Consider the following 24,770-nt stretch of genomic DNA (forward strand, 5'->3'; position numbering starts at 1 on the left):
TAGTGCGGACTACCCGTGTGAAAGTAGGTCACCGCCAGGCTCCCCATAAAAGCCCCAGACTCACCAGAGTCTGGGGCTTTTGCTTTGCGGGTTTGGGTTTGCGATTGGCAGCTGCGTAGGCACTGTCGGATCTTCTTAACCTTACCCCTGCGGGGCTGCCGCGCTGGCAATCCGGGCCTCGGGGAGAGGTCTGATGCGCCATCTATCTTTCTCACGCCGATACGGCTTATTCTGCACCTTAGCTTGAACGGTATGCAGCCCAGGCCAGCATAAGCCAGGCGGCCAGCAAGGCCACACCACCCAGTGGGGTAATGGCGCCCAGGAGCTTGATGTCGCTGAGCGCCAGGGCATATAGGCTGCCGCTGAACACAATAATGCCGGCCAGCATGCAGTTGCCGATTCGGGCCATGGCGCTTGGCCCCAGTCGGGATGCCAATGCACCCAGCAGTATCAATCCCAGGGCGTGTAGCTGGTGATAGCTGACGGCGGTCTGCCAGATGGCCAGCTGGGCTGGGTTGAGCACGGCCTTGAGGCCATGTGCGCCGAAAGCACCGGCCCCGACGCCCATTACCATATTGAGACTGCCGGCAATAATCAGTTGTCGCGCATTCATGTCTTGCTGCCTGTTCATTGAGGGAAGGCCGCCATGATAAGCCAGTAGAACAGCCCTGCGACTGCCTGGCAGGCGTGGGCATGGCGCGGTGGTTTGGCTATAGTAGTGCCCTGCGCCTGCCTCTACCTGCGCTATGCCAGGAATGCGCTGCAGGCGACCCACCTTTGAATGTGTGAGCCCATGTCCCATCTCCCTCCGTTTATCGCCCCCAGTCGCTACACCAATGCTGCAGATGCCCTGAAGCAGGTGCAGCGCATCTATGAACACAATCTCAAACACCTGCGCGAAGCGATGCGTCGCTTTATGGCGGGTGAGCCGCTGCCTGGCCATGTGCGTGCCTGCTATCCCTTTGTGCGCTTCCAGATACGTACGACATTGCGCAACAAGAGCATCGATACCGCTCATCTGAGCTATGGCTTTGTATCCGGCCCCGGCCGCTTCGAGACGACATTGACCCGCCCCGATCTGTTTGCGGGCTATTATCTGGAGCAGTTTTCGCTGCTGTTGCAGAACCACGACTGCGAGCTGGAGATAGGCACCAGTACCCAGCCCATCCCCGTGCATTTTTCGTTTGCCGAGCACGACCACATCGAAGGCAGCCTGAGCCCGGAGCGGCGGGCATTGATGCGGGATGTGTTCGACCTGCCCGACCTCACTGCCATGGATGATGGCATTGCCAATGGTACTTACGAGCCCAAGCCGGGTGATCCGCTGCCCTTGTCGCTGTTTACCGCACCACGGGTCGACTACTCGCTGCACCGGCTGCGCCATTACACCGGGACGGCGCCTGAGCACTTCCAGAACTACGTGCTGTTCACCAACTACCAGTTCTATATCGATGAGTTCGTGCGGCTGGGGCACGAGGCTATGGCGCAGCCGGATAGTGGCTACAGCGCCTTTGTAGAGCCGGGCAATGTGATTACCCGGCGGGTGGGCAGCGAAGCTCTGCCCGGGGATGCCCTGGGCGTGGCGCCGCCGCGGTTGCCGCAGATGCCTGCCTACCATCTGGTACGCGAGGGGCATGCCGGGATCACCATGGTGAACATTGGTGTCGGCCCAGCCAATGCCAAGACCATGACCGACCATGTGGCTGTATTGCGGCCGCACGCTTGGATCATGCTGGGCCATTGCGCCGGCCTGCGTACCACCCAGCAATTGGGCGACTATGTGCTGGCCCATGGCTATGTGCGTGAGGATCATGTGCTGGATGAGGACCTGCCGCTGTGGGTGCCGATTCCCGCCCTGGCTGAAGTGCAGCAGGCGCTGGAAACCGCCGTGTCGGATGTTACCCAGGCTGTGGGGGCGGAACTCAAGCGGGTAATGCGTACTGGCACCGTTGCCAGTACCGACAATCGCAACTGGGAGCTGCTGCCGGACAACAAGCCGCAACGGCGCTTCAGCCAGAGCCGGGCGGTGGCGCTGGATATGGAGAGTGCCACGATTGCGGCCAATGGCTTCCGCTTCCGCGTGCCTTACGGCACCCTGTTGTGCGTGAGTGACAAGCCGCTGCATGGCGAGATCAAGCTCCCAGGCATGGCCAACCACTTTTACCGTGAGCGGGTGGACCAGCATCTGCGTATAGGCATACGCGCCTTGGAACTGTTGCGTGAGCAAGGCTTGGGCCAGTTGCATAGCCGCAAGCTGCGCAGCTTTGCCGAGGTGGCATTCCAATAGCACCCTCACCTTGCGCCGTGCGGTCATGACTAGCTAGCTTGCCAGGCGCTTTCCAACCCTGGCTTGCTATGCTGATTGTGGCAGCAAGGTCGCCTAAGCGGCCATCCCTATACCTGAGGAGGTTGACCATGCAGATGGATGCACAGGATGAGCATCGCTGGTTGTTGCAGCTGGTGGGCGAGTGGCGCTATGAAAGCGAGGCCGTGATGGGGCCGGATGAGCCACTGATGAAGTTCCAGGGCGAGGAGACCGTGCGTGCCTTGGGTGACTTGTGGGTGCTGCTGGAGGGGCGTGGTGAAATGCCCGATGGTGACATGGCCAATATGCTGATGACCTTGGGCTACGACCCGCAGAAAGGTCGTTTCTGCGGTAGCTGGGTAGGCTCGATGATGACCTATCTATGGGTTTACGATGGCAGCCTGGACAAGGATCGCAGGATATTGTCGCTGGATGCAGAGGGGCCGGATTTTGCCGTGGAAGGCAAGATGGGCAAGTACCGTGATGTCATCGAGCTGCATGGTACGGATCACCGTACGCTCAAGTCCCATACCTTGGGTGACGATGGCCAGTGGCATTGTTTCATGACGGCAAACTACTGGCGCAAATAATCTGCCGCCCATCATCCTGCTGCAGTAGCAGGATGATGGGCCGGGCGCCTGGGCAGGCATGGAGCGCGCCGCCCCTCGGCTGAGCGGTGTGAAGGCTTGCCAGGGGGTGATTTGTATTTATGAATCAAGTGCCTGCATGCGCCAGCTCGCTTGCTTTAAGCCTTTGTGTCCAAGGCGCTGCAAGCTGCCTGCTGTGCGGCATTAGCCATGCCGGCTCTGCCTTTGGGCGGATGAGACAGGCTAGTCGTTGATAGTATCGCTGCCAAGTGGCTGGGAGCTGTTAAACTATTGATTCGGCTCGGCTTGAGCCGCTGCCTTCCCGCTTTGCGGTGCGTGCTTTCCCTGTGTGGTGACCGTGCCTGCGCCCCCTGTTCCTGAGTATCCCTATCGGTGTATCCCTACGCGGCCTGACCGGTCGGGTTTTCTCTCCCCTATCTGGCCTATTGCTATTACGATGAAGACACCCAAAAGACTCCTGCCCCTGGTTGAAGAAGGATTGATAGACGAAGTCATCAGCCAGTTGATGAGTGGCAAGGAGGCGACCGTCTATATCGTGCGCTGTGGCGACGAGATCTGCTGTGCCAAGGTGTACAAGGAAGCCAATCAGCGTAGCTTCCGCAAGAGCGCGTCGTATCAGGAAGGCCGCCGGGTGAAGAACAGCCGGCAGGCCCGGGCGATGGAGAAGGGCAGCCGCTATGGCCGCAAGATGCAGGAGGAGGTCTGGCAGAACGCCGAGGTGGATGCGCTATACCGTTTGTCCGCCGCTGGCGTGAGGGTGCCCAGGCCGAATATCTGCCACGAAGGCGTGTTGTTGATGGAGTTGGTGGTGGACGCGGATGGCAATGCCGCCCCGCGCCTCAATGATGTGGATCTGACTGAGGCGCTGGCGCTGGAATACCATGAGGTATTGCTGCGGGAGGTGGTGCGCATGCTGTGTGCCGGGGTGGTGCATGGTGATCTGTCTGAATACAACATCCTGGTCGGGGTGGATGGCCCCGTCATCATCGACCTGCCGCAGGCTATCGATGCCGCTGGCAACAATAGCGCGGCCGATATGTTGGAGCGCGATGTGAACAATCTGCGCAATTTCTTCGCCGTGTTTGCCCCGGCCCTGCAAGCCAGCCAGTACAGCAAGGAAATCTGGGCACATTACAAGGAGGGTAGCTTGCTGCCCGATGTACCCTTGACTGGCCGGGTAGTGCTGGATGAGCGTCCTGCCGATGTGGACGATGTCCTGCTCCATGTAGAGCGGGCGCTAGAAGAAGACGCGCTGCGGCGTATGTCGTACTAGGCGGCGCTAGCAATCTCTTTCTGGTGTTGTTGGGCGAGCTTGCCGGATCCATTAGGGTCATCGCTCGCCTGGCAGGAGCTGCAAGGCTGGATGTCTTGCGGCCCCAAGTAGCGCGTTGGGGTGTTGCAGGGGCTGGCAGCGCTTCGCTGGCTTTTTTAGATTAATACTTAGTTTTTTACCTAAGTAATTGCTATGGTAGTGAGGCTGCATGGATTAACGTGCAGCCAGGAGGAATGATCTTGTCACATGGCGCTGAGCCCATAGATGGCGTTTTCCGCGCACTGTCCGACCCGACCCGCCGCAGAGTGCTGGAGAGGTTGAGCCGTGGCCCGGCTACGGTCAGCGATTTGGCTACGCCGTTCGATATGGCGTTGCCCTCCTTCGTGCAGCACCTGAAGATACTGGAATCCTGCGGTTTGGTGCGTTCCAGCAAGGTGGGGCGGGTACGCACATACCAACTGGCCGCTGCCCGCTTGCAGTTGGCGGAAGAATGGCTGGCGCAGCAACGTACGCTATGGGAGCGTCGACTGGATCAACTTGAACACTACCTTATGGCACTCAAGGAGAAAAACACATGACTGCAACCCCATGGGCCCCGGATCCCAAGCTGGACCTGGTACTGGAACGGGAGATCGATGTACCGCGCGAACTGGTCTGGGCTGCCTGGACCCAGGCTGAGCATATACCCCACTGGTTCACTCCAGCGCCCTGGACGGTTTCACATTGTGAGATTGATCTGCGCCCCGGTGGCATGTTCAGCACCACCATGCGTTCGCCGGAAGGCCAGGACTATCCCAATATCGGTTGCTATCTGGAGGTTGTGCCCTGCCAGCGCCTGGTCTGGACCGATGCCCTGCTGCCTGGCTACCGTCCGGCGGCGGAGCCCTTCATGAGCGCCATGCTGTTGTTGGACGAACTGCCAGGGGGACGCACCCGTTACCGGGCCGTGGCCATACACCGTGACGAAGCCGGTAGGCAGCGACACGAGGAAATGGGCTTTCACCAAGGCTGGGGCACGGCGCTGGATCAATTGGTTGCCTACGCCAAGCAGATGTAAACCACTGCAGTCATACTCCAGGCCCAGCCGTTGGCTGGGCTTTTTGCTTGTGCTGGGGGACGCCAGACTTTGCGCAAAACTACAATCCGGGCAAAAGCGAGCGGAAGGTCACGCTGATGCGCTCGTCTGCGCCGACTTGCCTGGGTATGGCGTGCAGCCAGTCGTGCTGGATCTGATCCGACATATAAAGCAAGGAGCCATTGGTGAGGACGTAGCTGAAGTGAATCGCCCTATCTGTTTTGGCCTGGTAGCTGATTGCTCGTTCGCCTCCCAACGAAACGATGACCACGCCAGTATCGGGCGCCAACTGTTCGCTGGAATCCGAATGAAAGCCCATGGAGGCGTTGCCGTCTGGATAGTAATTCAGCAGGCAGTTGTTAGGCCGAAAGCCCAGCAAGGAATGGATGCGCGAGCACAGCGCGTCCAATTCTTCCGGCATGGGAGCAGGGGCATAGCTGAGTTGTGAATAGTCGTAAGGAACGCCAAAGCTGGCTGTCTTCCGCGCCTTCATGCGCTCATCCCAGCGGACGGTCTCTTTGAGATGCACGAAGAGTGACTGTGGGTTGGGGATAATGCCAGGATGCAGGGCAATAGCCGGTGGATTCATGGAGATTTGCTGTGATGGGGTGGTGCCCACCAGCCGGGGGATGGCCGCTTGCGTGGGCTGATCGCCTTGCATGGCAACTAACCCCCTTGCCATGCTAAGACTGCTTCAGCATATCGCCTGATAGGTGTCTTGGCCGTTGCGCTTGCCTGAGGTACGACGTACAGGCAGAGGCGAAATGCGAGTATGGGCGCGAATACCGCCTATGCGGCATGGTGCTGGTCGCGTTGCAATTCGTTTGCGGTAGAGCAGGAATCGGGTGTCGGCTTGGGTACAGGCAGCCTACCTTATCTGCATTGCGGCCCGTTGGGCCCGTAATGAAGAGGGAGCACCATGTCCGTACCTTATCGCATCGATTATGGCATCGAGCCCATCAGGGCCGATTTTCTGGCCCGTGCACGTATGCATGGCCTGGATGATCAGCAGCAGCCGGTGGAATACCTTCAAGCGCAGGGCGGGGAGCCCTGTCGCGATGTGCTTAGACGTGCCCAACCCGGTGAGGCGTTGATACTGGCCAGCTATTGCCCTTTCAGCCTGCCGGGGCCATACCGCGAGTTTGGCCCGGTCTTTATCCTGCGGGATGCGAGCCCGGTCGCCGCCAGTGTTCAGGCGCTGCCGCTGGCGCCTGTAGTGGACTACTTCAAAGACACCCTGGTGCTGCGGGCCTATACGGCCAGCGAGCGCATAGTTGATGGTTTCGTGGTTGCGGCAGGGGAGGCGGAGGCCCGCCTGCAAGGGTTGTGGGAGCGGGACGAGGTGGCGTTTGTCTTGGCTCGCTTTGCCGGTTATGGCTGCTTTGGATGTTGCCTGCGGCGGGCCGCATAAGGCCGCATCACCCTGTCCCCTGTTGGTAGCGGGTACTTCCGCACCAAGGCCTGGATATCCCCAGGGCCTTGGTGGGTGACCGCAAGGTGGAGTCGCTTAGCAAGCCATCCGCTTCAACATCATCTCGGCGGTCTGCAAGGCTCCCTCCACCCAGCCTTGGGCATCAGAGTAGGCTTCGCCGCAGATGTAGAGCTGGCAGATATCAAGCGGCTTGATGATCTGCTTCTTTACCTCCCAGCTCTTCACGCCGATATTCCAGCTATTCCAGCCACCGCCAAAGGGGTCGTCGCCCCAGTCGCGGAAGGCGGCATTGCGTACCTCGGGGGTGTAGTTGAGGCCGTGCATGGTGCCCAGTTGTCTGGCGACTTCGGCCACCATCAGGCGGGGGGCCTTGTACTGGTGCCAGGTGGATTCGGTCTGGCTGGCGGTGGCCTCGCCCACAAAGGGGTCGACCAGTGCGGCGACTTCCTGGCCGCTGCGCTTCAGCTGATGTCGCTGCGGGCGCAGGCCGTCCCAGAAGCCGGTATTGGTGCCGTCGTCGTAGCTGGCCAGCAGCATGGCGCGGCCGGATTCGGCGGGTTGGCCGTCACTTTGTGGCCAGTAATAGGTTTGCCGTACAGGCAGGTCGGTGACCGAGCGGCCCGCCTGCACCGGTACGTAGACGTTGTCACTGTTGGTATAGCCGGCGGCGCGCCACCAGGGGTTGTTATAGGTGGTAAACAGCTTGAACAACGGCCTGGGGGTGACGCTGGAGGTCAGGCGCTGGATTTCCTGCAGGATGGGGCTGGTGGCGGCCAGGAGATCGATGGCGCGGCGCGGCATGGCCAGGATGAGCTGGTGTGCCCGGATAATCTTGCCCTCGACGGCAAATTCGAACACCTCGTTTTCCCACTTGAGCCGCGACGCCGTGGCGTTCAGCCTGATCTCGCCACCGGCATGCTGGAACAGCGCCGCGATGGACTTGGGCACCTGCTGGAAGCCCTTGCAGAAGCCCTTGTATTGCGGGTCGATGCCAAAGTCGGAGAGATACCAGGGGATGGCATCGGCCGCGTTCCAGTTGGACAGGGTGGAGTTGTAGCCGCCTGCATCCACCCCCAATTGGTAGGCCTCGCTGTCTATCACCCGCAGCAGCACGTTCCAGAAACCCTGCTGATAGAGTGGCAGGCCGCCGAAGCTGGCCTCTTGTGCCATGGTGCGGCGCTGCTCCTCGGTCAGGTCGGGGGCGGTGATGCCGGGGACGATCTGCTCGATGGCATTGAGGATGATGCTGCCTGCAGTGGCTCCCCTATCGAGGAATGACAGCTGGTATGGCACCTTGTCCGGTTGGCTGGTGAAGTCGCTCAGGCGTAGATAGACGCCACGCAGATAGGCCAGGTTCTGGTCCTGGTCCACCGGGAAGGGATAGGTTTCGATCTGCTCGTGGGGGGGCAGCGACTGGTTGAGTTCCGCGATCAGTGCCGTAATCAGTGGTTGTACCGCGGGCAGAATGCGCATGCCGCCCAGTTCGGCCACCATATTGGGAATGTCGGGCGGCTGTACCGATAGCAGGCGGCCGCCGACATGGTCGGAGCTCTCGAACACGACGATCTTCTTGCCAGGGTGGGCCTGCTTGAGCCGCCAGGCGCTGTAAACCCCGGAAACCCCTGCGCCGATGATGGCGATATCTACGGTTTCGTTAGCCATGATTCTGATCTCCTTGGATTGAATAGGCGCCCGCTGCCGGGCGCCCTGTTATTGCCTGTGATTTAGAAGAGGATGGGTATATTGGGCTGCGCACCGCCGGGCTCGCCCTTGAGCAGGCCCTTGCTGGCTGGCTGATGGAAGCTGTCCAATGGCGGTTGCCCCGCATAGCGGGCCAGGGCCATGCGGTTGGCTTCGGCCAGTGATGGGGTGGTGGGGGTGTTATGCGCCGTGCGCATGTCGAGGAGGTAGGACTGGCGGGTGTGCAGCACATGATCGATGCCGCGCCGCACGGCAGCCCGGACGTGCTCGGGCAGGTGCACCACCTCGCCGCCCAGCTCGCCCAGCGCCTTGGCCATGCCGACGAAATCGGGGGCAGGGCCGCGGATGCGCAGGTAGTCCGGGTTGTCGGTCTTGGGCGTCCAACCATAGCCCGGTGCCGAGCCATAGGCCTGGATAACCTGCTGCAGCCCTAGCTGTAGCGTGTGGTACTCGTGGTTGTTGGTGATGATGTAGAGCACGCCCAACTGGCGATGCGCTGCCGTCCACCAGGTTTGCGGATAGAACAGCGAGGAGCCATCGCCGGTAGCCGATACCACCAGCTGGGTCTCGATATCCTGCCAGCCGTGCTGCTCCAGCTTGATGCCCAACGTGGCGGGCATGGACCAGCCCAGGGAGCCGCCGCCCACGCAGTAGTAGCTGATGGGCGCACCCCCCTCGGTGCCAAAGGGCAGCAGGTACTGGAACGGCGCTGGATCGGATACTGCCTCGTGGACGTAGACAAACTTCTTGTCCAGGCCGCGTTCGCCTATCTCCTGCCGCAGAGCGTCGGCAATCACCACGGCCCAGATTTCCTTCTGCTGCATGGCCTGGGCCAGGTATTGATCCCACGATACCCGCCTTGCGGCATCCAGCTCGCGCAGGTGTTGATTGCGCTGTGTGGCGGCGGCTGGTGCCTGCTGGGCGATCAGCGCGTTGATCAGGGGCAGGGTGGCCTTGATATCGCCCAGGATGGCGGCCTCGCCGTAGTAGTTCTTGCCTATGTCCCAGGTGTTGTTGGTGAGGTAGACCTGCCGCACATGGGGGGGTATCAGCGCCCCCTGGATGTATTTGAACACCGTGATCTGAGCCTGGTTGCTGAATCCGCAGAGGAAGGCCACATCGTGGCCTTCGAATACCTGCTGCATGGCTTGCTGGCTGCCCGGTAGCTCACCCTGCCAGTGGTAGTCGTTATTGGGAAAGTTGGCCACGCTGCTGAAGGTCTGCAGCAATACCGGCGCGCCGATCAGCTCGGCCAGCTGTTGCATCTCGGGCCAGGCATTGGCATAGCCCACGGCATCGCCACCCACGATAAGGGGATTCCTGGCCTCGGCCAGCAGGGTGGCCACCTGGCGTATGGTCTCCGGGTCGCCGGTAAAGTGCGGCGAGATGCGGGTGACACCGGGCACGCGGTCATGGTCGCCGATGCGGCGCATGGTGAATTCCCAGGGGATGGCCACGAACACCGGGCCGTTCGGGGGGGCCATGGCCTCCTTGAAGGCCCGCTGCAGCACCATGGGCAGTTCTTCCGGCGTACGGACTTCGTGTGCCCATTTGGTGTATTGCTTGGCCAGGTCCACCAGGTTGGAGGCCAGCAAGGGCTCCTGCGTGACCAGCTCGTTCTGCTGCTGGCAGCAGAGTATGACCAGCGGCACCTGCGAGCGCGCAGCATTGAACAGGTTGCCTATGCTGTGGGCGATGCCAGGGGTGACGTGCACCACCATCACGCCGGGTTTGCCTGTCATGCGGGCCGAACCCATGGCAGCACCAATGGCAATGTTCTCGTGCAGGCACTCGATGTACTCGACCTCGTTCTCGGGGTAGGCGGTGCCGTCGATGATGGGGATTTCATTGGTGCCTGGCACGCCAAAAATGTAGTGGATGCCCAGCTCACTCAAGATATCGAACACATAGTCCCTGGCCCAGCGGGGCTGGCCAGCTGTTGTTGCCGTTGCCATACATCCTCCGTTTGCTTGTATTGCTTATCGGGCCGTCAGCCCGTGGGGAGTCCGCCTGTGGCCGGTGCCGCGTGCGGGCGAACGGTCTTGCTGCCGTTCGTGTCAGTCTGAGAGCCTGTTCACGATTTTTCACCCCGGGGCGAAAAGATCGTAAACAGGCTCTGAGTGGGCGTGGCCCGGCAAGGAGGCGTAAGGCAGGAGAATGCGTGATGGCCTGACGTGGCCGATGTGACCGGACCATGGCAGGGGTCAGGATTCCTCGCTCCTTGTTGACCTCTATGGGTCGCTTTCATGCCATCTCGGTCTGTCTCGGCCCAGGCGGGCAGGGCAGATTGCGGATGCCATGCAATAGCTTTAGCACAAGGCGGGTTGGCTACCTTCATTCAAATGGGGGAGGTATAGCAGGGTCACCAGCTGGTGGGCATGGCCGGCGGGCGGAATAAATCCAGTGTCCCCCATATGAATGATGCGTGGCGCTCGGTCATCCCATAGAACGGAGCTAGCCATCCCGATCTGGCCTGCGCCGGCCCTTTTGCCATCGCCATGTGGCGAGTGGTGTGTCCGGCAACAAGCAAGAAAAAGCACGACATTCATGTACGTGCCTACTTAACCGTCACTGGAGGAATACCATCGTGAATCAAGCCCGTCCCCCCGTTCAATTGATGCGCGCCAGCCTGCCATCGACCGCCACCGCCTCGCCCTTGGGCCTGCTCAAGAATCTTGCCGGCAGCTGGATAGGTAGCGGCTTCAACCTGATTGCACTGCCCAACAAGCAAAATGGCGGCATTTTCAGGCTGATGCTGAATGCCACCCATGAAGTACTGGACTTTTCACCCATCGGTGCGCCTGTCCCTAACCGTGGTTCGCTGCAGGACGATATCTTCCTGACCGGCTTGACCTATCTGCAGCGGGTCAGCGACAAACAGAGCCATGCTGCCCTGCATATCGAGCCCGGCATCTGGCTGAACGTCCCGCCCACCAGCGACCCGTCGGCGCCGGCAACCATCGTGCGCCAATCCACCATTCCGCACGGCGATTCATTGCTGGCCCAGGGCACGGCGTTCGAGGTTAACGGCGGCCCGCAGATTGCACCGGTCAGCTCCACTCCCACGGGGCCTGGCACCGGCCAGCTTGGTTATCTGGACCCCTACCTGCATTCCAACCTGCCCCCCGGCATTACCCAGGCCATGGTGGGCAATCCCAACCAGTTGCTGGTGGATGCCATACAGGGACAGAACATCATCAATACCGTGGTGCTGGAGATATCCACCACACCGGTGGGCGGTATCGTCAATATTCCCTTCATCACCCAGAATGCCAATGCTACCAAGCTGGACGCCATTTTCTGGATAGAGACAGTGGAGCTGCCCGACGGGGAGCAGTTCATGCAGCTGCAATACACCCAGACCGTGATACTTAATTTTGACGGCATAGACTGGCCGCATATCTCGGTGGCTACCATGGTGAAGCAGTAACGTAGGCCTGCATCCTGGCGGGGCGGCTTGGGCCGCTCTACCGGGGTGCAGGGGCTGTGTTGAGCGTTCGCAACAGCCAGATGTCTGGCGCCGACAATATGTCGACCCTTCTATTTTCTTCCATGTACGCTTGTCACCGCCCCTACTGACGAAGAGAGCCCACCATGTACACCCTGCGCACTACCGTTGCGTCCCTGCTGCTGCTGACCTGCGTCGGCGCCCAGGCCGCAGGCCCCATGCGGCCCGATCCCGCCAAAGTCATCCCTGCCCAGCAGGCTGCCATGGCCAAGCTGGCCTTTATGGATGGCAGTTGGCGTGGCACTGCCTGGACCCTGTTGCCCTCGGGCGAGAAGCTCACAGTTACACAGACCGAGCGTGTCGGGCCGTTTCTGGATGGGTCGGTCAAGGTGGTGGAAGGGCGTGGCTACCAAGCGGACGGCAAGGTGGGCTTCAACGCCTTTGGCACGATCTCCTACAACCCCGGCAGCAATGCCTACACAATGCACTCCTACGCCATGGGCAATGTCGGTGATTTTGCGCTGACCCCCACAGAGCAGGGCTTTGTTTGGGAAGTCCCCGCGGGGCCCATGACCATACGCTACACGGCCACCATCAAGGACGGTAGCTGGAAGGAAGTCGGCGATCGGCTGATGCCGGGCAAGGATCCTGTGCGTTTCTTTGAAATGGATCTCAAGCGCATTGGCGATACCGATTGGCCTGCTGCTGGGGCTATCCCACCCAAGTAAGCGCTGCGGCAGGCGATGCCGTATCAGATGTCGCTACCCCTGGGGCGCGTCAGTGCTTTTTCCAGTTCGATCAGGACACTGCTGCCTGCGGCAAAGGCCGTGATGGTGAGCCACCACTGAGCGCTGATGGGGGCGGTCTGGAAGGCGTTGTTGAAGGCGGGGGCGTAGGTGAAGGCCAACTGCAGCAGCAGCATGGCCGCACTGCCCATCCATACCCACTGATTGGAGAACCAGCCATTGGCCCAGCAGGGCTGGCTCAGGGTGCGGCAGTTAAACAGGTAGAGTATTTCCATCAGCACAAACACATTGGCCGCGATGGTGCGTGCTTCGGCCAGCGTACTGCCTTGCCGCAGCGCCAGCTCGAACAGGCTGAATGCCCCGACGAGCATCAGCAGGCTCACCAGCACGATGCGTCGCAGCAGGGTTGGGCTCAGCAAGGGCGCCGAGGGGGAGCGCGGCGGCTGTTGCATCATGTCGTGCCGGGGTGGCTCGAAGGCCAGCATCATGCCCAGCAGCACGGCCGTAGTCATGTTGATCCAGAGGATTTGCAGGGGCGTGATCGGAAGGGTTACCCCGGCAAGTATGGCCGCCAGTATCACCAGACCCTCTCCGGCGTTCGTGGGTAGGGTCCAGACGATGAATTTGAGCAGATTGTCGTAGATGCCACGGCCTTCTTCGATGGCAGCTTCGATGGTGCTGAAGTTGTCGTCGGTCAGCACCATGGCGGCCGCCTCGCGGGCCACGGCGGTGCCGCCCAGGCCCATGGCCACACCTATATCGGCCTGTTTGAGCGCGGGGGCATCATTGACGCCATCGCCGGTCATGGCGACTACTTCGCCATTGGCTTGCAGCGCCTGTACCAGCCGGAACTTCTGTTCAGGTTCCACCCGGGCGAACACATCGAAATCCCGCGCCACCGTACAGAGGGCGGCATCGTCCAACTGGGCCAACTCCTGCCCGGTCCAGGCCCTGGTGTCACTGCTGGTAATGCCTAACTGGCAGGCTATGGCGAGGGCGGTGCCGGGGTGGTCGCCGGTAATCATCTTTACCCTGATACCGGCGTTGTGGCAGGCCGTAATGGATGCCCGTACCTGAGGTCGAGGCGGGTCTATCATCCCCATCAGGCCGAGGAACACCAGGTCGGCACCCAGGCAGTCGTGATCGAGTATCCGGTTGGCCGCCAGGGTGGAGCGCGTCAGGGCCAATACCCGCAGGCCGGCTGCCGCCATCTGCGCGGTAGCCTGGTGGATGACCGCTGGCGCCAGCGGTATGGGTTGGCCATCAGCATTCAGCATGGCGCTGCAGGCGGGCAGCAGTTTTTCCACCGCACCTTTGGCATAGAGCAGGCGCTCGCCCTCGATCTCGTGCAGGGTGACCATGTATTGCCGGTTGGGGTCGAATGGCAACTCGTCCAGCCGGGGAAAGACGCTGTAGAGCGTGTCGCAGTCCAGCCCGGCCTTGCTGGCCGCAACCAGCAGGGCGCCCTCGGTGGGGTCGCCCAGCAGCGTCCATTGTCTCGCTGTGGGCAGCAGCTTGGCGTCGTTGCACAGCACGCCGGCCATCAGTGTTTCACGCAGTGGCGGCGTGATCTCGGCGGGCTGCATGGCTGTTGTTATCTGGCCGACCGGATCGTAACCCAGCCCGCTCACCCTATAGCTTGTCCCGCCAGACCAGATGGCCTGTACGGTCATGGCATTCTCGGTGAGGGTGCCGGTCTTGTCAGAGCAGATGACTGTGGTGCTGCCCAGGGTTTCGACGGCAGGCAGCTTGCGGATGATGGCGCGGCGCCGGGACATGCGTGCTACGCCGATGGCGAGCGTTATCGTCACGGCAGCAGGCAAGCCCTCTGGGATGGCGCCCACTGCCAAGGCCACGGCGGCCATGAACATATTGAAGGCGCTTTCGCCGCGCCAGATACCCACGGCAAAGGTCAGGGCCGCCAGCGCCAGGATGGCGACCAGCAGATAGCGGGTGAATACCGTCAGCTTGCGGGTGAGTGGTGTGGCCAGCTCGGCCGCTCCGGCAATCAGGCCCGATACCTTGCCCGCCTCGGTGTGATCGCCGGTTGCCGTGACCACACCGCTGCCTTGCCCCGCCACGACCAGGGTGCCGGCATAGGCCATATTGCGTCGGTCACCCAGCACGGTTTCGGCGGGTAGGGCTTGAGCGTGTTTGTCTACCGGCGTGGATTCCCCGGTCAGTGCCGCTTCGGAAGTACGCAGGGACTTGCCCGTGCACAGCCGAAGATCTGCCGGCACCTTGTCGCCCGCCGCCAATACCACCACATCGCCGGGCACCAGATGGGCGGCATCCAGCCGCTGCCGACTGCCACCCCGCATCACGGTGGCCTCCATGGTCATGGAGCGGGCCAGCGCGGCCAGCGCGGCTTCGGCCTTGCCTTCCTGGATATAGCCCACCAGCGCGTTGATCAGCACCACGCCAAGGATCACGCTGGCATCGACTGTTTCGCCCAGCCAGGCGGTGACGGCGCCCGCGACGATCAGCACCAGTATCAAGGGCTGCAGCAACTGCGACAGGAAACGCGCGAGCCCGCTACGTGTGGGTGGCGCGCTGGGCCGATTGCGACCGTGCTTCTGCAGTCTGGCCGCGGCTTCTGCCTCATCCAGGCCTTGCTGGGCGTCCACCTCAAAGTGGGCCGCAACATGGGGCGGCTCCATGGCATGCCAGGGGTGCATTCGGCTTACTCCTCCCACAGATCGAACGAATCGTGTTCTGGTTATGACCGTAATGTAGTGCTCGGCGTCAAATGTTGCATTGCGCCATATCAAGGCTGGTGCGGGTATAGCGGCGCACCATGCGGGTTAGCGACGGGGCGAGCGAGGGGTTGGCCGGTGATCGCTCCATTTGTCGGCTGGCTGGCAAAGCCGCTCGCCGCCTGCCAAGGTTGAGTATGCACAGCCGTCGGGCCCAGGGCGGGCATGCCCAAGGCGGGCCCGGCATCCATCTGCCAGGGGTACACCGGTTGACTTCAAGGCAGAGGTATCGAGGAGCCCCGTGATGAGCCCTGCCTTGCGGCAAGACCTGCTGACGCTGACATTGCCTTTGTTTCTGCTGTACTTTGTGCTGTCCAGCCTGTGTGTCGGTCTGTTCAAGTTATCGGGTGGGATAGCCGGTCTCTGGCTGCCCAATGCGCTGGGCATAGTTGCCTTGCTGCACTTCCCAGGCAAATGGAGCCTGATACTGCCACCGGTAGCGCTGGCCAACCTGCTGGCCAACCTGGCTTTCGGCGCATCCCTGCAGTTGACCCTGTTCTTTGTCGCCGCCAATCTGGTGGAGATACTGATAGGTTACTGGGCACTGCGGGTACATAACATCAGTACCGCCTTCGACAGCGATATGTCATCGACCGTACGGGTACTGTGGGCCGGCGTATTCATGCCGCCGCTGTTGGCGTCAGTGATCGGTGCGGCGGCATTTGGTACTGGCGAATTGGCCACCTTCCAGCATAACTGGTTGCGCTGGTATGTTAGCGACACCATCGGCCTGCTGGTGATGCTGCCCTTGCTGCTCAATAGCAGCCGCGAAGCCTGGCGCAATCACCTGGCGGGTCGCCAGAGCGGCGATGTGGTGATGCTGCTGGCGTTGACCATGGGCACGGCCTATTTTTCCCTGGTCCATCTGCCCTATCCCTTTGCCTACATCATGCTGCCCTTGCTGCTGGTGGCCTTGCGCCTCAGCGTATTCGGCACGGCCCTGATAGGTGGCGTCAACGCCTTGTTCATCCTCACCCTGATCGGGCTGGACTGGCTCTCGCCAGCTGGTGCGCGCGAGGCCAGCACTCCCCTGCACCACCTGCCTATCGCCCTGACGCTGGTACCTGCCTACTTCCTGGCCGTGGTTATCGAGCAACTGCGCGCCAGCCGCGCCCAGGCCGCCATCAGCGAGGCCCGTTTCCGTGGAGCCATGGAGTTCTCCGCCATTGGCATGGCGCTGGTTTCGCTGGAAGGCCATTGGCTCAAGGTCAACCCGACGCTGTGCGGCTGGCTGGGTTACACCGAGCAGGAACTGGCCACGATGCGCTTTCAGGATGTGACCTACCCGGACGACCTGCAGGACGATCTGGATCTGGTGCATGACATCCTGAGCGGCCGTATCAATACCTACAAGATGGAGAAGCGCTACATCTGCAGGAATGGCCGGGTGCTGTGGGTGGAGCTGGCGGTGTCGGTGGTACGCGATGAAGCGGGTACGCCACTGTATTTTGTCTCGCAGATCGAGAACATAGACCAGCGCAAGCGGGCCGAGGAAGCGCTACAACTAGACAGGGCCAGGCTGGAGCAGCTGGCGCAGGGCAACGGCCTGGGGCAATGGTCGTGGGATGCCGAGCGCGGTTTGCTATGGGATGGCCGGATGCATGCCCTGCATGCGGTGACGGAAGCGAACTTCCGGCCTGCGCTGAAGACCTGGGCCTACTTGATGCACCCGCTGGACGGGGAGGGCTTTGAGCATGCGGTGCGGTTTGCCGCCAACGGCGAGACGCAGCTGGATGTGGAAGTAAGGGTGGTGCTGCCCAGAGGCGATATGCGGCATCTGCGTGTTGCCGCCAAGCTGCTGCCTGGTCGGCCAGGCTCGCCTGCGCAGTTGCTGGGGTCCTGCTGTGATATGACTGATGCCCGCCGCGCCAAGGAGATGCTGTTCCAGGCCCAGGAGCGGCTGCAAACCACCATAGCTGCCATCAGTGATGCCGTGTTGCTGACCGATGCCCTGTGTACGGTCTCGTATATGAACCCGGCGGCCGAGGCCATGACGGGCTGGACTTTGGCCATGGCCAAAGGCGTGCCCTATGAGCAGGTATTCCGGGCGCTGCACAGCGAAACCGGCGAGCCTGTCGGCAGCCCTATCAAGCTGAGTCTGCAGCAGATGCACGGCTTTTGCCGTGACGAGGGGGTGACGCTGATCAGCAAAACAGGCGAGCGCTACGAGATACGGCATACCGCCGCCCCGGTGCGCGCCAGCAACGGCGAAGTGACCGGCGCTGTGCTGGTCTGGCACGATCAGACCAGCAGCCACAAGCTGCAGAAGGAACTCAGCTTCAGTGCCACCCATGATGCGCTTACTGGCGTGTATAACCGCGCCCGCTTCGAGCAGGAGCTGCAGCGTGCGGTTGTCAATGCCGGCGAGCGCAACTGCCAGCATGCCCTGTGCTTTATCGATATCGATCACTTCAAGGTGGTCAACGATTCGGCTGGCCATGCCGCAGGTGACATGCTGTTGCGCGAACTGGCCCTGCTGCTGATGGAGCAGGTGCGCAACTCCGACACCATAGCCCGCATAGGCGGCGATGAATTTGCCCTGCTGTTGCTGAACTGCGATCTGGGCAAGGCGCAGGAGATGGGCAACAAGATCATTCAAGCCGTCACCAGCCTGCGCTTCCCATGGGAGGGGCATGTCTATGTGGTGGGTGCCAGCATAGGGATCGCTCCCATCCTGCCGTCCACCCAGGGCACCGGCGAGATCATGGGCCAGGCCGACGTGGCCTGCTACGCTGCTCAGCAGGCCGGTGGCAACCGGGTGTCGCTGTATTACGCCGGCCAGGACGATGTCAAACGGCAGCACCACGAGATACTGCTGGCCAGCGGCCTGCGGGAGGCACTGGAGAAGCACCGGTTTACCCTCTACGCCCAGGAGATCGTGCCCACGGCCAGCCATGCCGATTTTCATCGCCACTTCGAGCTGCTGTTGCGCATGTACGACCACGACGGCGGCCTGATGTCGCCCGGCGTGTTCATCCCGGCGGCAGAGCGTTTTGGCCTGATGGGCAGCATAGACCGCTGGGTGATACAGGAAGTGCTGGGCAATCTGGGCCCGGCGCTGGCAGCGCACTCGCATGTGTCGGTGGGTATCAACCTGTCGGCCAACTCTTTCAACGATGCGCAGTTCCTGCCCTATCTGCTGCAGCAGATAGCCCAGTCTGCCATGGCGCCCCGCCAACTGCATTTCGAGGTGACCGAAACCGCGCTGATGAATCAGCTGTCGGTGGCATCCCATATACTCAAGACCCTGCGGGAGCTGGGTTGCAAGGTCGCGCTGGACGACTTCGGCGCCGGCTTGAGTTCCTTCAACTACCTCAAGCACTTTGCTGTCGACATCATCAAGATAGACGGCAGCTTTGTCCGCAATCTGGATCGCAATCCCACCGATGCCGCCATCGTCGCCACCATCAACCAACTGGCCCATCAGCTGGGAGCCGCAACGGTAGGGGAGTTTGTCGAGTCGCAGGAGATATTCGATTGCCTGGCCAAGCTGGGCGTGGACTACGCCCAAGGCTATGCGGTGGGCCGGCCCATCGCACTCGATACGGTGCTGGCCGAGCTGCAGGCAGGCAGCAAGGTGCGCCAGATCCGCGGGGTACGCTGACTACGGGGTCAGAGTCGCCCTTGCGCGGGTTTCTTGTCGGGCGGCGGTTGGCCATCCTCGAACAGAAACAGCAACTGGCTGCTACGTGCGGTTTTGGATCGCAACCCCGCCGCGCGCTGTGCTTGCACGCTGGTGGCCTGGGTGGCCTCTTGCACGGCCATCTCCAACTGGGGTGCCACCGTCGGCAGATGGCTGCCAGGTAGGCCAAGCAGGGCGATCCATATCCAAGGTCGGGAGAGGTAGTGCATGCTCGTCCCCTTGCGTGGTGAGCGCAGGTACTACGTGCGCAGCTTGATCATCGCCCTCCCAACCTTGATGCAATCTGGGCGGGGGATTAAAGGGCGTTAATCTGGGACGTGTGCCGGGTGACCAGGCCTTGTCTCCGCCTGCCTTTTGGGCAAAGTGATGGGACCATTTCGAGGCTGGGAAGGCCAGCTACTGGACGATCTTGGGCGGCGTAGGCAGTGTCGAGGCGTTCCGTATCCCGGCCCGTAACTTTAGTGGCATGGGCCTGCGCCGGCTCGATGTTGAGCAGCAGCTGTGGCCCGACTAGTGGGGGAATGCCTGAAGCGGCGCGCTGACGTCACCGGGATTTCAGTGGGCCAGCCATGGTCAGCGTTGCTGCTGGCAAATGGGCGCCAGCGCCCCTGGTTGGCCAGGGGCTTGAGGGCATTCTACCGAGCAACTTTGTCTTGGCTAGGTCGGCAAAGGAACCCGATACAGCATGATGATCCCTTTAATGCGATTTCCCACTGCCGTCAGGCACGACCCAGCCATCGAAACCTGGATGCAAGCCCATCCGGGCGAGTTGGGGGAAATCGCGCAGCACTGGTTTGCCCTGATCCGCAGCTGTGGCGACGATGTGCGGGAGCTATTGCACGATGGCCATCCCACTGCCTGCGTGGGCGATGCGGCGTTTGCCTATGTCAATGCCTTTACCGCCCACGTCAATGTCGGCTTTTTTCGTGGTGCCGAGTTGGCCGACCCAGGGCATCTGCTGGAAGGCACGGGCAAGTACATGCGCCATGTCAAGCTACGGCCTGGCCAATCCCTAGACAGCCGGGCCTTGCTGGTGCTGGTTGAAACGGCTTATCGGGACATGCAGGCGCGTTTGCAGGAAGAGTAGTGCTGCTGTGCTACAGGCCTTTGGATGGCCGTGATGGGCAATCCCCCAAACGGGCTGGGCGCACCTGCCAGCGCGCATGCCAATTAGTACCAGTCTCACTCATATGGGTGATTCTTTGCCCTGGTGGCACTCATATTATATTTTCCGTACGAGAACCCACGCCAAGACCAAGGGATGGATGCCGTTACCCCTGGCAATGGCGGGCAGCCGACGCAAGGCAAGGAGGAATCATGTTACGCCATACTGGTTTTATCCGTCTGATGCTGGCCTGTGCGTGGCTGGCCTTGTTTAACGTACAGGTGCTGGCCGGCCCGGATTATCTGGCCAGCGGCACCTTTGCCCTGCGCAGCAATAGCGATTACCGCTATCTCTCCATCAGGGATGCGGTGCCGGCTGTGGGGTCGATTGCCTCCATGTCCCGATTCAACGCGGGAGAGACGAATCGCCATACCTGGCGTTTTATCCCCAAGGCCGACGGTTTCTACCAGATCAAGTCGCAAACCGGCTTCTTCCTGACCCAGAAACGCCTGCTGGTGCCGACGCTGGACCCAGACCTGGAAGAGGACAGCCAGCTGTGGCGGGTGGTTGATGCGGGCGATGGCTTTTACACCATCCAATCCAAGACCAATAAATACCTGGCGGTGACGGATGCCCGGCGGCGGGACGGCGGCATTGTCAGCTTCACCAATAGCATCAGCTACACCGATACCCAGAAATGGCACCTGATCAAGTGGACCGGAGATGGCAGGCAGATGACCAGTTTTATGCCGGGCACGCATGGTTTCAAGTTCGCCAATACCTTTCAGGGGGTGGACGCCAGCTATGCCTACGGCGGCCTGTGTGGTGGCATGGTCTACAGCGCCATGGATTATTTCAGCCTGGGCATGGCTATCCCACCGCAGACCTATACACCGGCCAACCGCACGCCCTTGCAGTCGCACATCTATGCGCGGCAGAACAAGGCCGCCATGGAAAACCAGTTGGACAAATGGATGGAGCTTAGGCTGAACCCATTCGGCTGGCGTGATGCGGAATTCTTTGAATGGGGCTTGCGTGGCAGCGGCGGTGGCCGGCTGCAGGAGCTGCAGGAAATGATCAATAGCGCCAAGCCAGCGCCGCTGGGCCTGTATGAGGGGGGCACGACCAATTTCGAGGGATGGAAGGCCGGCGATCACCAGGTGCTGGCCGTAGGCTATGCGCTGGGCCGCTACCGGGGCGATCTGGGCAGCCACAAGCAGGATCTGAAAATCTTTGTCTACGACCCCAACTACCCAGGCCAGACCATGACCATGGTGCCCGATGTGACACGCAAGGCCTTCTTCTATGTCGAAGACCCTGCCGTACGCCGCACCTACTTTGTCGACCGCAAATACGCCGCCGTGACCCCGCCCAGGCTGGATGCACTGGCCGCCAACGAACCAGATGGCAGCATACGGCACATCTATGCCAGCTTCCGTACCGGCGGAGACGATCTGCGCGGCGGTAATGACAATGTGAATGTGATTGTCAGCTACACCGACGGCAGCTCGCAGACCTTCCTCGACGTCAACCGGCAGGCAAGGTGGATAGACAACTATGAGGAGACGGTGCCCCTGGTACTGAACCGGCCCGTCCGCAAGGCCGATATCACCAGCTTTGTGCTGACCACGACATTCGGTGGCGGCATAGGCGGCGATAACTGGAACCTGGATTCGTTCCGGGTCACTAATGGCGGCAATATCGAACTGATATGCGCAGGCTGCCGGGCAGAAGACCCGAAGCCGCTGAAACGGTTTACCGGTGACAACCAGTATTTGCGTATGCCGATGCGGTAGCGATAGCCGGCGTCGGCAAGCAGGCAGGCTTGCGTAGGGGAGAGGCCCTGGTGGATAGGCCGGTAGGAGGAGCCCCTGCTATTAGCGGGGGCTTTTCTCCTGGCGGCAATCGGCGTGCATTCTATGTCGCCGTCTCAATACGCGCGCCACGGGCAATCTCGCCGCCACTGATCACATCGGCACGCAGCCCACCACGGTGTACCCAGTACTTGATGACCTCGGCTGGCGTCAGGGATGCACTGCTGAGGTTGTTGCCCACCAGGATGCAAGGCTCGCACAACTCGACACCGCGCAGCCTTACCGGGCCGATGGTGAACTCCACATTCACCAGATCGTTCAAGCGCAGGCCCCGGGTGACCAGATTACGGCGCGTTATCGACAGGTCGGGCGTGCGCAATTGCGCCGCGCAGAACTGCTCTATCACCTCGGCCTCGACCAAGGTCAGGTTTTGGCCTGGGTAAGTATGCTTGCCGAAATAGCGGTCGCCTAGAATGCCCATGCCGCTATGGAGCGTGATGTGTTCGCACTCCTCTTGCGCGACGCCGCGCTCCGGGCTGATGAAGATACGTTCGACGATCACTGCATGCTCCTGATGTACAGCTTTGTTTGATCAAACTTGCTTCGAGCGCCAAAAACTGGCGTGTAGTGCGCGTGATCAGGTCGGCTAGGAGCACAGTCATCCATTTGACGTTCCTGGCTTTACTGTTCTAAAGACTTTGAACAGGCTCTAAGCATTCAGCGCCCGATTTTCTCCAACCGGTACGCCATCTCCTCAGCAACTTCCTCGTTGCTGGATTGGGCATGCTGCCTGATCAGGTCGATGGCCTCGGGTGTTCCAATATCCGCTAACGCATGGCTGAACCACTTCGCGATCACACCGTCTTCCGAGCTGGTGTAGCCAAGAAAGCCGAACCCATTTTCCAGTATTTGTTGAATGTAGGGCACGCTGGTCGGGCTTCTCAGCTTCTGGATTTCGCGCGTAACCGCCTGGTGTTGCTTATGGCTCGGCAAGACGAGGAGACGGTTCAGTGTATCGGCTCTGATGGCCGGGTCGCGTATCGCACAGGCTATGCAGAGCATGAATGATTCGGTATCCCAATCTTCGGTGGCCGTCATCTCTTGCAGGATGAACTCCTTGATCGTGGCAGAGGTAACGCTGGCCAGCTTATCTTGATGAAGCGGAGCGCTTCCGTATTGATCGAGTTGGTGGCGAAGGTACTCATCGACGTGCAGGAATTCCTTAGTGACATGCTCGAACCTGGGTAGCTCAAGCAGCGCAACGATATCGACCTGCTCTCGCGCCTGTGCCAGCGAAACCGGCGTGTGCCCAAGTGCTTCCGCATGAGGATCGGCACCATGCTTCAGCAGCGAGTGCACGATATCGATGAGACCCATTTCTGCGGCGCGGTGCAATGCGGTGAAGCCCCGGAAATCCCCAGCGTTGGCCTTGGCACCGCGGCTAAGCAGGAAATCCACCTGCTCCTGCGACTTGCGCTGGACTGCCTCCATGAGTGGCGTTGCGCCCTCGTTGGATTGTGCATCGATCGTCGCGCGGTTATCTAGCAGCAGCGGTGCTGACGACACTTGGTTTGAAGCCAAGGCCCAGTGAAGGGCCGTGCGGCCATCCTTGTCGGGTGCATCGACATGGATTGTTTCCAAGGCGAGGCGCATGCCGTCAAGGTCGATTCTGGCGGCCGCGATGTGAAGCAGCGAATAGCTGCTCAGCGATTTGATCGCCATCGATGGTGCCGGTAGACCTGCGGTGGCACAGAATGCGCGGTTGCCGAAGCTCGAGAAACACCACGCGGCGGCTCGTGCCGGCTCGTCGGCCAGAAAATCCGGCAAGGGCGTGGGGAAGGGCGCCTCTTGGACATGACTTCGCAGCAGGAAGTCCAGCATGCGAGCGGTGAACGCCGGAGTTTCGTATTCATCGCTGAAGCTGCCATCGACCTGGTGGATTTCCAGAGTGTCCTTGTGCGTGCGTACATGCGCGACGATGGCGACTTTGCGCGTCCAGCTGCGGACACAGATGATCTTCTGCTGGCGGTAGAAGATGGCCCACTTTTCTTCCATCGTCTGAGGTACGAACAAGACGCCTTCGTGCAAAGGCCTGTCGATACGGAAATGCAGGCTGATGGGTACGGTTCTCTGGACCATGGTGGGTTGGCCGATGAAGCTGGTACCGTCGTCCTGACCGAAGGAAACAGCATTGGCCGCACACTGTGGGTCCTGGCTGGTCGAGATTATGGTCAGTGTGAAAGGACGCACGTCGAACATAGCAACAGCCCACGGGGATTTGCTGTCGGGGATAAACGGAATTTCCGGGCCAGTTTGCTGAGATGATTGACTTGCCGGAGCCGGAGCCGGAGCCGGAGCGCCGGGCGCGACAGCTTTGATGGAGGCTAGTCCGAAGAGCCCTTTGATTATTTCCCAGTTCATGCGCTTGGTCGTAAGGTTTGAGATCGACTTATTGTCTCGCTTATCTGCGGTTAGTCGCCACCAAACTCGTAACGAAGCACATCTTTCACCAATTGGGATGTACGTATGTTCGACGTTCTTGATCTGCTCCTGGCTGAGCGGAGGGTTAGAGCGAAGGCAGCATGAATACTGGAGTTGAAAGCAAAGAAGCCTAGGCAGGGCCTAGGCTTTTTGCGTTTTCATCAATGGTGTCAATGGATCAGAGAGGCTTTCCCAAAAAGGGGAAGCAGAGCGTGGCCGCTGCGGCCATTCTTTAGTTCCCGTCACACCTTATACTTAATTGGAGCGTTCGACGTGGACCGAAGGAGGATCGAACTCCCGACCTCCGCATTGCGAACGCGGCGCTCTCCCAGCTGAGCTATCGGCCCATGTGGGGTAAATATAGCGTGGCGTGCGTGGCGCCG

19 protein-coding genes and 1 tRNA gene are annotated in these 24,770 nt (G+C 60.9%); 11 read left to right on the plus strand and 9 right to left on the minus strand.

Annotated features, from left to right (window positions below):
* Nucleotides 1-238: 238 nt before the first annotated feature.
* Nucleotides 239-613, minus strand: coding sequence for a DUF423 domain-containing protein (locus QQK16_RS13085; protein WP_284196929.1), 375 nt, complete (start codon nt 611-613; stop codon nt 239-241).
* 180 nt (nt 614-793) lie between these two features.
* On the opposite strand from QQK16_RS13085, the gene QQK16_RS13090 reads away from it, so the two are divergent.
* The 5 genes from QQK16_RS13090 to QQK16_RS13110 all read left to right on the plus strand — a co-directional run bounded on the left by QQK16_RS13090 (nt 794) and on the right by QQK16_RS13110 (nt 5,243).
* Entirely contained in the window at nt 794-2,287 is a 1,494-nt protein-coding gene (locus tag QQK16_RS13090) for an AMP nucleosidase (protein WP_284196930.1), read from the plus strand.
* 128 nt (nt 2,288-2,415) lie between these two features.
* Complete coding sequence (locus tag QQK16_RS13095) at nt 2,416-2,895, plus strand: DUF1579 domain-containing protein (protein ID WP_284196931.1); 480 nt, start codon at nt 2,416-2,418, stop codon at nt 2,893-2,895.
* 454 nt (nt 2,896-3,349) lie between these two features.
* Nucleotides 3,350-4,186: a PA4780 family RIO1-like protein kinase gene (locus QQK16_RS13100; RefSeq protein ID WP_284196932.1), complete on the plus strand. Its 837-nt coding sequence runs from the start codon at nt 3,350-3,352 to the stop codon at nt 4,184-4,186.
* A 233-nt stretch (nt 4,187-4,419) separates the two neighbouring features.
* Nucleotides 4,420-4,764 carry an ArsR/SmtB family transcription factor gene (locus QQK16_RS13105; protein WP_284196933.1) on the plus strand — a complete coding sequence of 115 codons (345 nt, stop codon included), beginning with the start codon at nt 4,420-4,422 and terminating at the stop codon, nt 4,762-4,764.
* Complete coding sequence (locus QQK16_RS13110; protein WP_284196934.1) at nt 4,761-5,243, plus strand: SRPBCC family protein; 483 nt, start codon at nt 4,761-4,763, stop codon at nt 5,241-5,243. Before QQK16_RS13105 ends, QQK16_RS13110 begins: the two co-directional genes overlap by 4 nt.
* A gap of 79 nt (nt 5,244-5,322) precedes the next feature.
* On the opposite strand, the gene QQK16_RS13115 is transcribed toward QQK16_RS13110, so the two are convergent.
* Nucleotides 5,323-5,922 (minus strand): alpha-ketoglutarate-dependent dioxygenase AlkB, encoded by a 600-nt coding sequence (locus QQK16_RS13115; protein ID WP_284196935.1) that lies wholly within the window; start codon nt 5,920-5,922, stop codon nt 5,323-5,325.
* A gap of 258 nt (nt 5,923-6,180) precedes the next feature.
* Here QQK16_RS13115 and QQK16_RS13120 point away from each other — a divergent pair, with 258 nt between their 5' ends.
* Nucleotides 6,181-6,672: a DUF1203 domain-containing protein gene (locus QQK16_RS13120; protein WP_284196936.1), complete on the plus strand. Its 492-nt coding sequence runs from the start codon at nt 6,181-6,183 to the stop codon at nt 6,670-6,672.
* A gap of 96 nt (nt 6,673-6,768) precedes the next feature.
* Here QQK16_RS13120 and QQK16_RS13125 read toward each other — a convergent pair whose 3' ends face one another.
* Both QQK16_RS13125 and QQK16_RS13130 read right to left on the minus strand, forming a co-directional pair.
* Nucleotides 6,769-8,355 (minus strand): flavin monoamine oxidase family protein, encoded by a 1,587-nt coding sequence (locus tag QQK16_RS13125; protein WP_284196937.1) that lies wholly within the window; start codon nt 8,353-8,355, stop codon nt 6,769-6,771.
* A 62-nt stretch (nt 8,356-8,417) separates the two neighbouring features.
* Complete coding sequence (locus tag QQK16_RS13130; RefSeq protein WP_284196938.1) at nt 8,418-10,349, minus strand: thiamine pyrophosphate-binding protein; 1,932 nt, start codon at nt 10,347-10,349, stop codon at nt 8,418-8,420.
* A gap of 632 nt (nt 10,350-10,981) precedes the next feature.
* Here QQK16_RS13130 and QQK16_RS13135 point away from each other — a divergent pair.
* Together QQK16_RS13135 and QQK16_RS13140 are read left to right on the plus strand one after the other, a co-directional pair.
* Entirely contained in the window at nt 10,982-11,824 is an 843-nt protein-coding gene (locus QQK16_RS13135; protein WP_284196939.1) for a heme-binding protein, read from the plus strand.
* Nucleotides 11,825-11,988: 164 nt separating this feature from the next.
* Nucleotides 11,989-12,570 carry a DUF1579 domain-containing protein gene (locus QQK16_RS13140; protein ID WP_284196940.1) on the plus strand — a complete coding sequence of 194 codons (582 nt, stop codon included), beginning with the start codon at nt 11,989-11,991 and terminating at the stop codon, nt 12,568-12,570.
* Between the two features lie 23 nt (nt 12,571-12,593).
* Here QQK16_RS13140 and QQK16_RS13145 read toward each other — a convergent pair whose 3' ends face one another.
* Complete coding sequence (locus QQK16_RS13145; RefSeq protein ID WP_284196941.1) at nt 12,594-15,266, minus strand: cation-translocating P-type ATPase; 2,673 nt, start codon at nt 15,264-15,266, stop codon at nt 12,594-12,596.
* 322 nt (nt 15,267-15,588) lie between these two features.
* On the opposite strand from QQK16_RS13145, the gene QQK16_RS13150 reads away from it, so the two are divergent.
* Nucleotides 15,589-18,948: a diguanylate cyclase gene (locus tag QQK16_RS13150; protein WP_284196942.1), complete on the plus strand. Its 3,360-nt coding sequence runs from the start codon at nt 15,589-15,591 to the stop codon at nt 18,946-18,948.
* Nucleotides 18,949-18,956: 8 nt separating this feature from the next.
* Here the strand turns inward: QQK16_RS13150 and QQK16_RS13155 are convergent, their stop codons facing one another.
* Nucleotides 18,957-19,196 carry a hypothetical protein gene (locus tag QQK16_RS13155; protein ID WP_284196943.1) on the minus strand — a complete coding sequence of 80 codons (240 nt, stop codon included), beginning with the start codon at nt 19,194-19,196 and terminating at the stop codon, nt 18,957-18,959.
* 491 nt (nt 19,197-19,687) lie between these two features.
* Between QQK16_RS13155 and QQK16_RS13160 the strand changes: the two genes are divergently transcribed.
* Together QQK16_RS13160 and QQK16_RS13165 are read left to right on the plus strand one after the other, a co-directional pair.
* Nucleotides 19,688-20,074 carry a DUF1801 domain-containing protein gene (locus QQK16_RS13160; protein ID WP_284196944.1) on the plus strand — a complete coding sequence of 129 codons (387 nt, stop codon included), beginning with the start codon at nt 19,688-19,690 and terminating at the stop codon, nt 20,072-20,074.
* Nucleotides 20,075-20,304: 230 nt separating this feature from the next.
* Nucleotides 20,305-21,888, plus strand: coding sequence for an RICIN domain-containing protein (locus QQK16_RS13165; protein ID WP_284196945.1), 1,584 nt, complete (start codon nt 20,305-20,307; stop codon nt 21,886-21,888).
* 121 nt (nt 21,889-22,009) lie between these two features.
* On the opposite strand, the gene QQK16_RS13170 is transcribed toward QQK16_RS13165, so the two are convergent.
* From QQK16_RS13170 to QQK16_RS13180, 3 genes are all read right to left on the minus strand, one after another.
* Nucleotides 22,010-22,468, minus strand: coding sequence for an MOSC domain-containing protein (locus tag QQK16_RS13170; RefSeq protein ID WP_284196946.1), 459 nt, complete (start codon nt 22,466-22,468; stop codon nt 22,010-22,012).
* Nucleotides 22,469-22,623: 155 nt separating this feature from the next.
* Nucleotides 22,624-24,327, minus strand: a complete 1,704-nt coding sequence (locus tag QQK16_RS13175; RefSeq protein ID WP_284196947.1) for an ankyrin repeat domain-containing protein — start codon at nt 24,325-24,327, stop codon at nt 22,624-22,626.
* Between the two features lie 334 nt (nt 24,328-24,661).
* Nucleotides 24,662-24,734: transfer RNA gene (locus QQK16_RS13180), tRNA-Ala, on the minus strand.
* Nucleotides 24,735-24,770 lie beyond the last annotated feature (36 nt).

Source organism: Chitinimonas prasina (genome assembly GCF_030160395.1).
In the GTDB taxonomy this organism is placed as follows: Bacteria; Pseudomonadota; Gammaproteobacteria; order Burkholderiales; family Chitinimonadaceae; genus Chitinimonas; species Chitinimonas prasina.

Coding starts and splice junctions, on each gene's coding strand:
- QQK16_RS13085 (WP_284196929.1), bottom strand. CDS start 613: ATGAATGCGCGACAACTGATTATTGCCGGCAGTCTCAATATGGTAATG.
- QQK16_RS13090 (WP_284196930.1), top strand. CDS start 794: ATGTCCCATCTCCCTCCGTTTATCGCCCCCAGTCGCTACACCAATGCT.
- QQK16_RS13095 (WP_284196931.1), top strand. CDS start 2,416: ATGCAGATGGATGCACAGGATGAGCATCGCTGGTTGTTGCAGCTGGTG.
- QQK16_RS13100 (WP_284196932.1), top strand. CDS start 3,350: ATGAAGACACCCAAAAGACTCCTGCCCCTGGTTGAAGAAGGATTGATA.
- QQK16_RS13105 (WP_284196933.1), top strand. CDS start 4,420: ATGATCTTGTCACATGGCGCTGAGCCCATAGATGGCGTTTTCCGCGCA.
- QQK16_RS13110 (WP_284196934.1), top strand. CDS start 4,761: ATGACTGCAACCCCATGGGCCCCGGATCCCAAGCTGGACCTGGTACTG.
- QQK16_RS13115 (WP_284196935.1), bottom strand. CDS start 5,922: ATGCAAGGCGATCAGCCCACGCAAGCGGCCATCCCCCGGCTGGTGGGC.
- QQK16_RS13120 (WP_284196936.1), top strand. CDS start 6,181: ATGTCCGTACCTTATCGCATCGATTATGGCATCGAGCCCATCAGGGCC.
- QQK16_RS13125 (WP_284196937.1), bottom strand. CDS start 8,355: ATGGCTAACGAAACCGTAGATATCGCCATCATCGGCGCAGGGGTTTCC.
- QQK16_RS13130 (WP_284196938.1), bottom strand. CDS start 10,349: ATGGCAACGGCAACAACAGCTGGCCAGCCCCGCTGGGCCAGGGACTAT.
- QQK16_RS13140 (WP_284196940.1), top strand. CDS start 11,989: ATGTACACCCTGCGCACTACCGTTGCGTCCCTGCTGCTGCTGACCTGC.
- QQK16_RS13145 (WP_284196941.1), bottom strand. CDS start 15,266: ATGCACCCCTGGCATGCCATGGAGCCGCCCCATGTTGCGGCCCACTTT.
- QQK16_RS13150 (WP_284196942.1), top strand. CDS start 15,589: ATGAGCCCTGCCTTGCGGCAAGACCTGCTGACGCTGACATTGCCTTTG.
- QQK16_RS13155 (WP_284196943.1), bottom strand. CDS start 19,196: ATGCACTACCTCTCCCGACCTTGGATATGGATCGCCCTGCTTGGCCTA.
- QQK16_RS13160 (WP_284196944.1), top strand. CDS start 19,688: ATGCGATTTCCCACTGCCGTCAGGCACGACCCAGCCATCGAAACCTGG.
- QQK16_RS13165 (WP_284196945.1), top strand. CDS start 20,305: ATGTTACGCCATACTGGTTTTATCCGTCTGATGCTGGCCTGTGCGTGG.
- QQK16_RS13175 (WP_284196947.1), bottom strand. CDS start 24,327: ATGAACTGGGAAATAATCAAAGGGCTCTTCGGACTAGCCTCCATCAAA.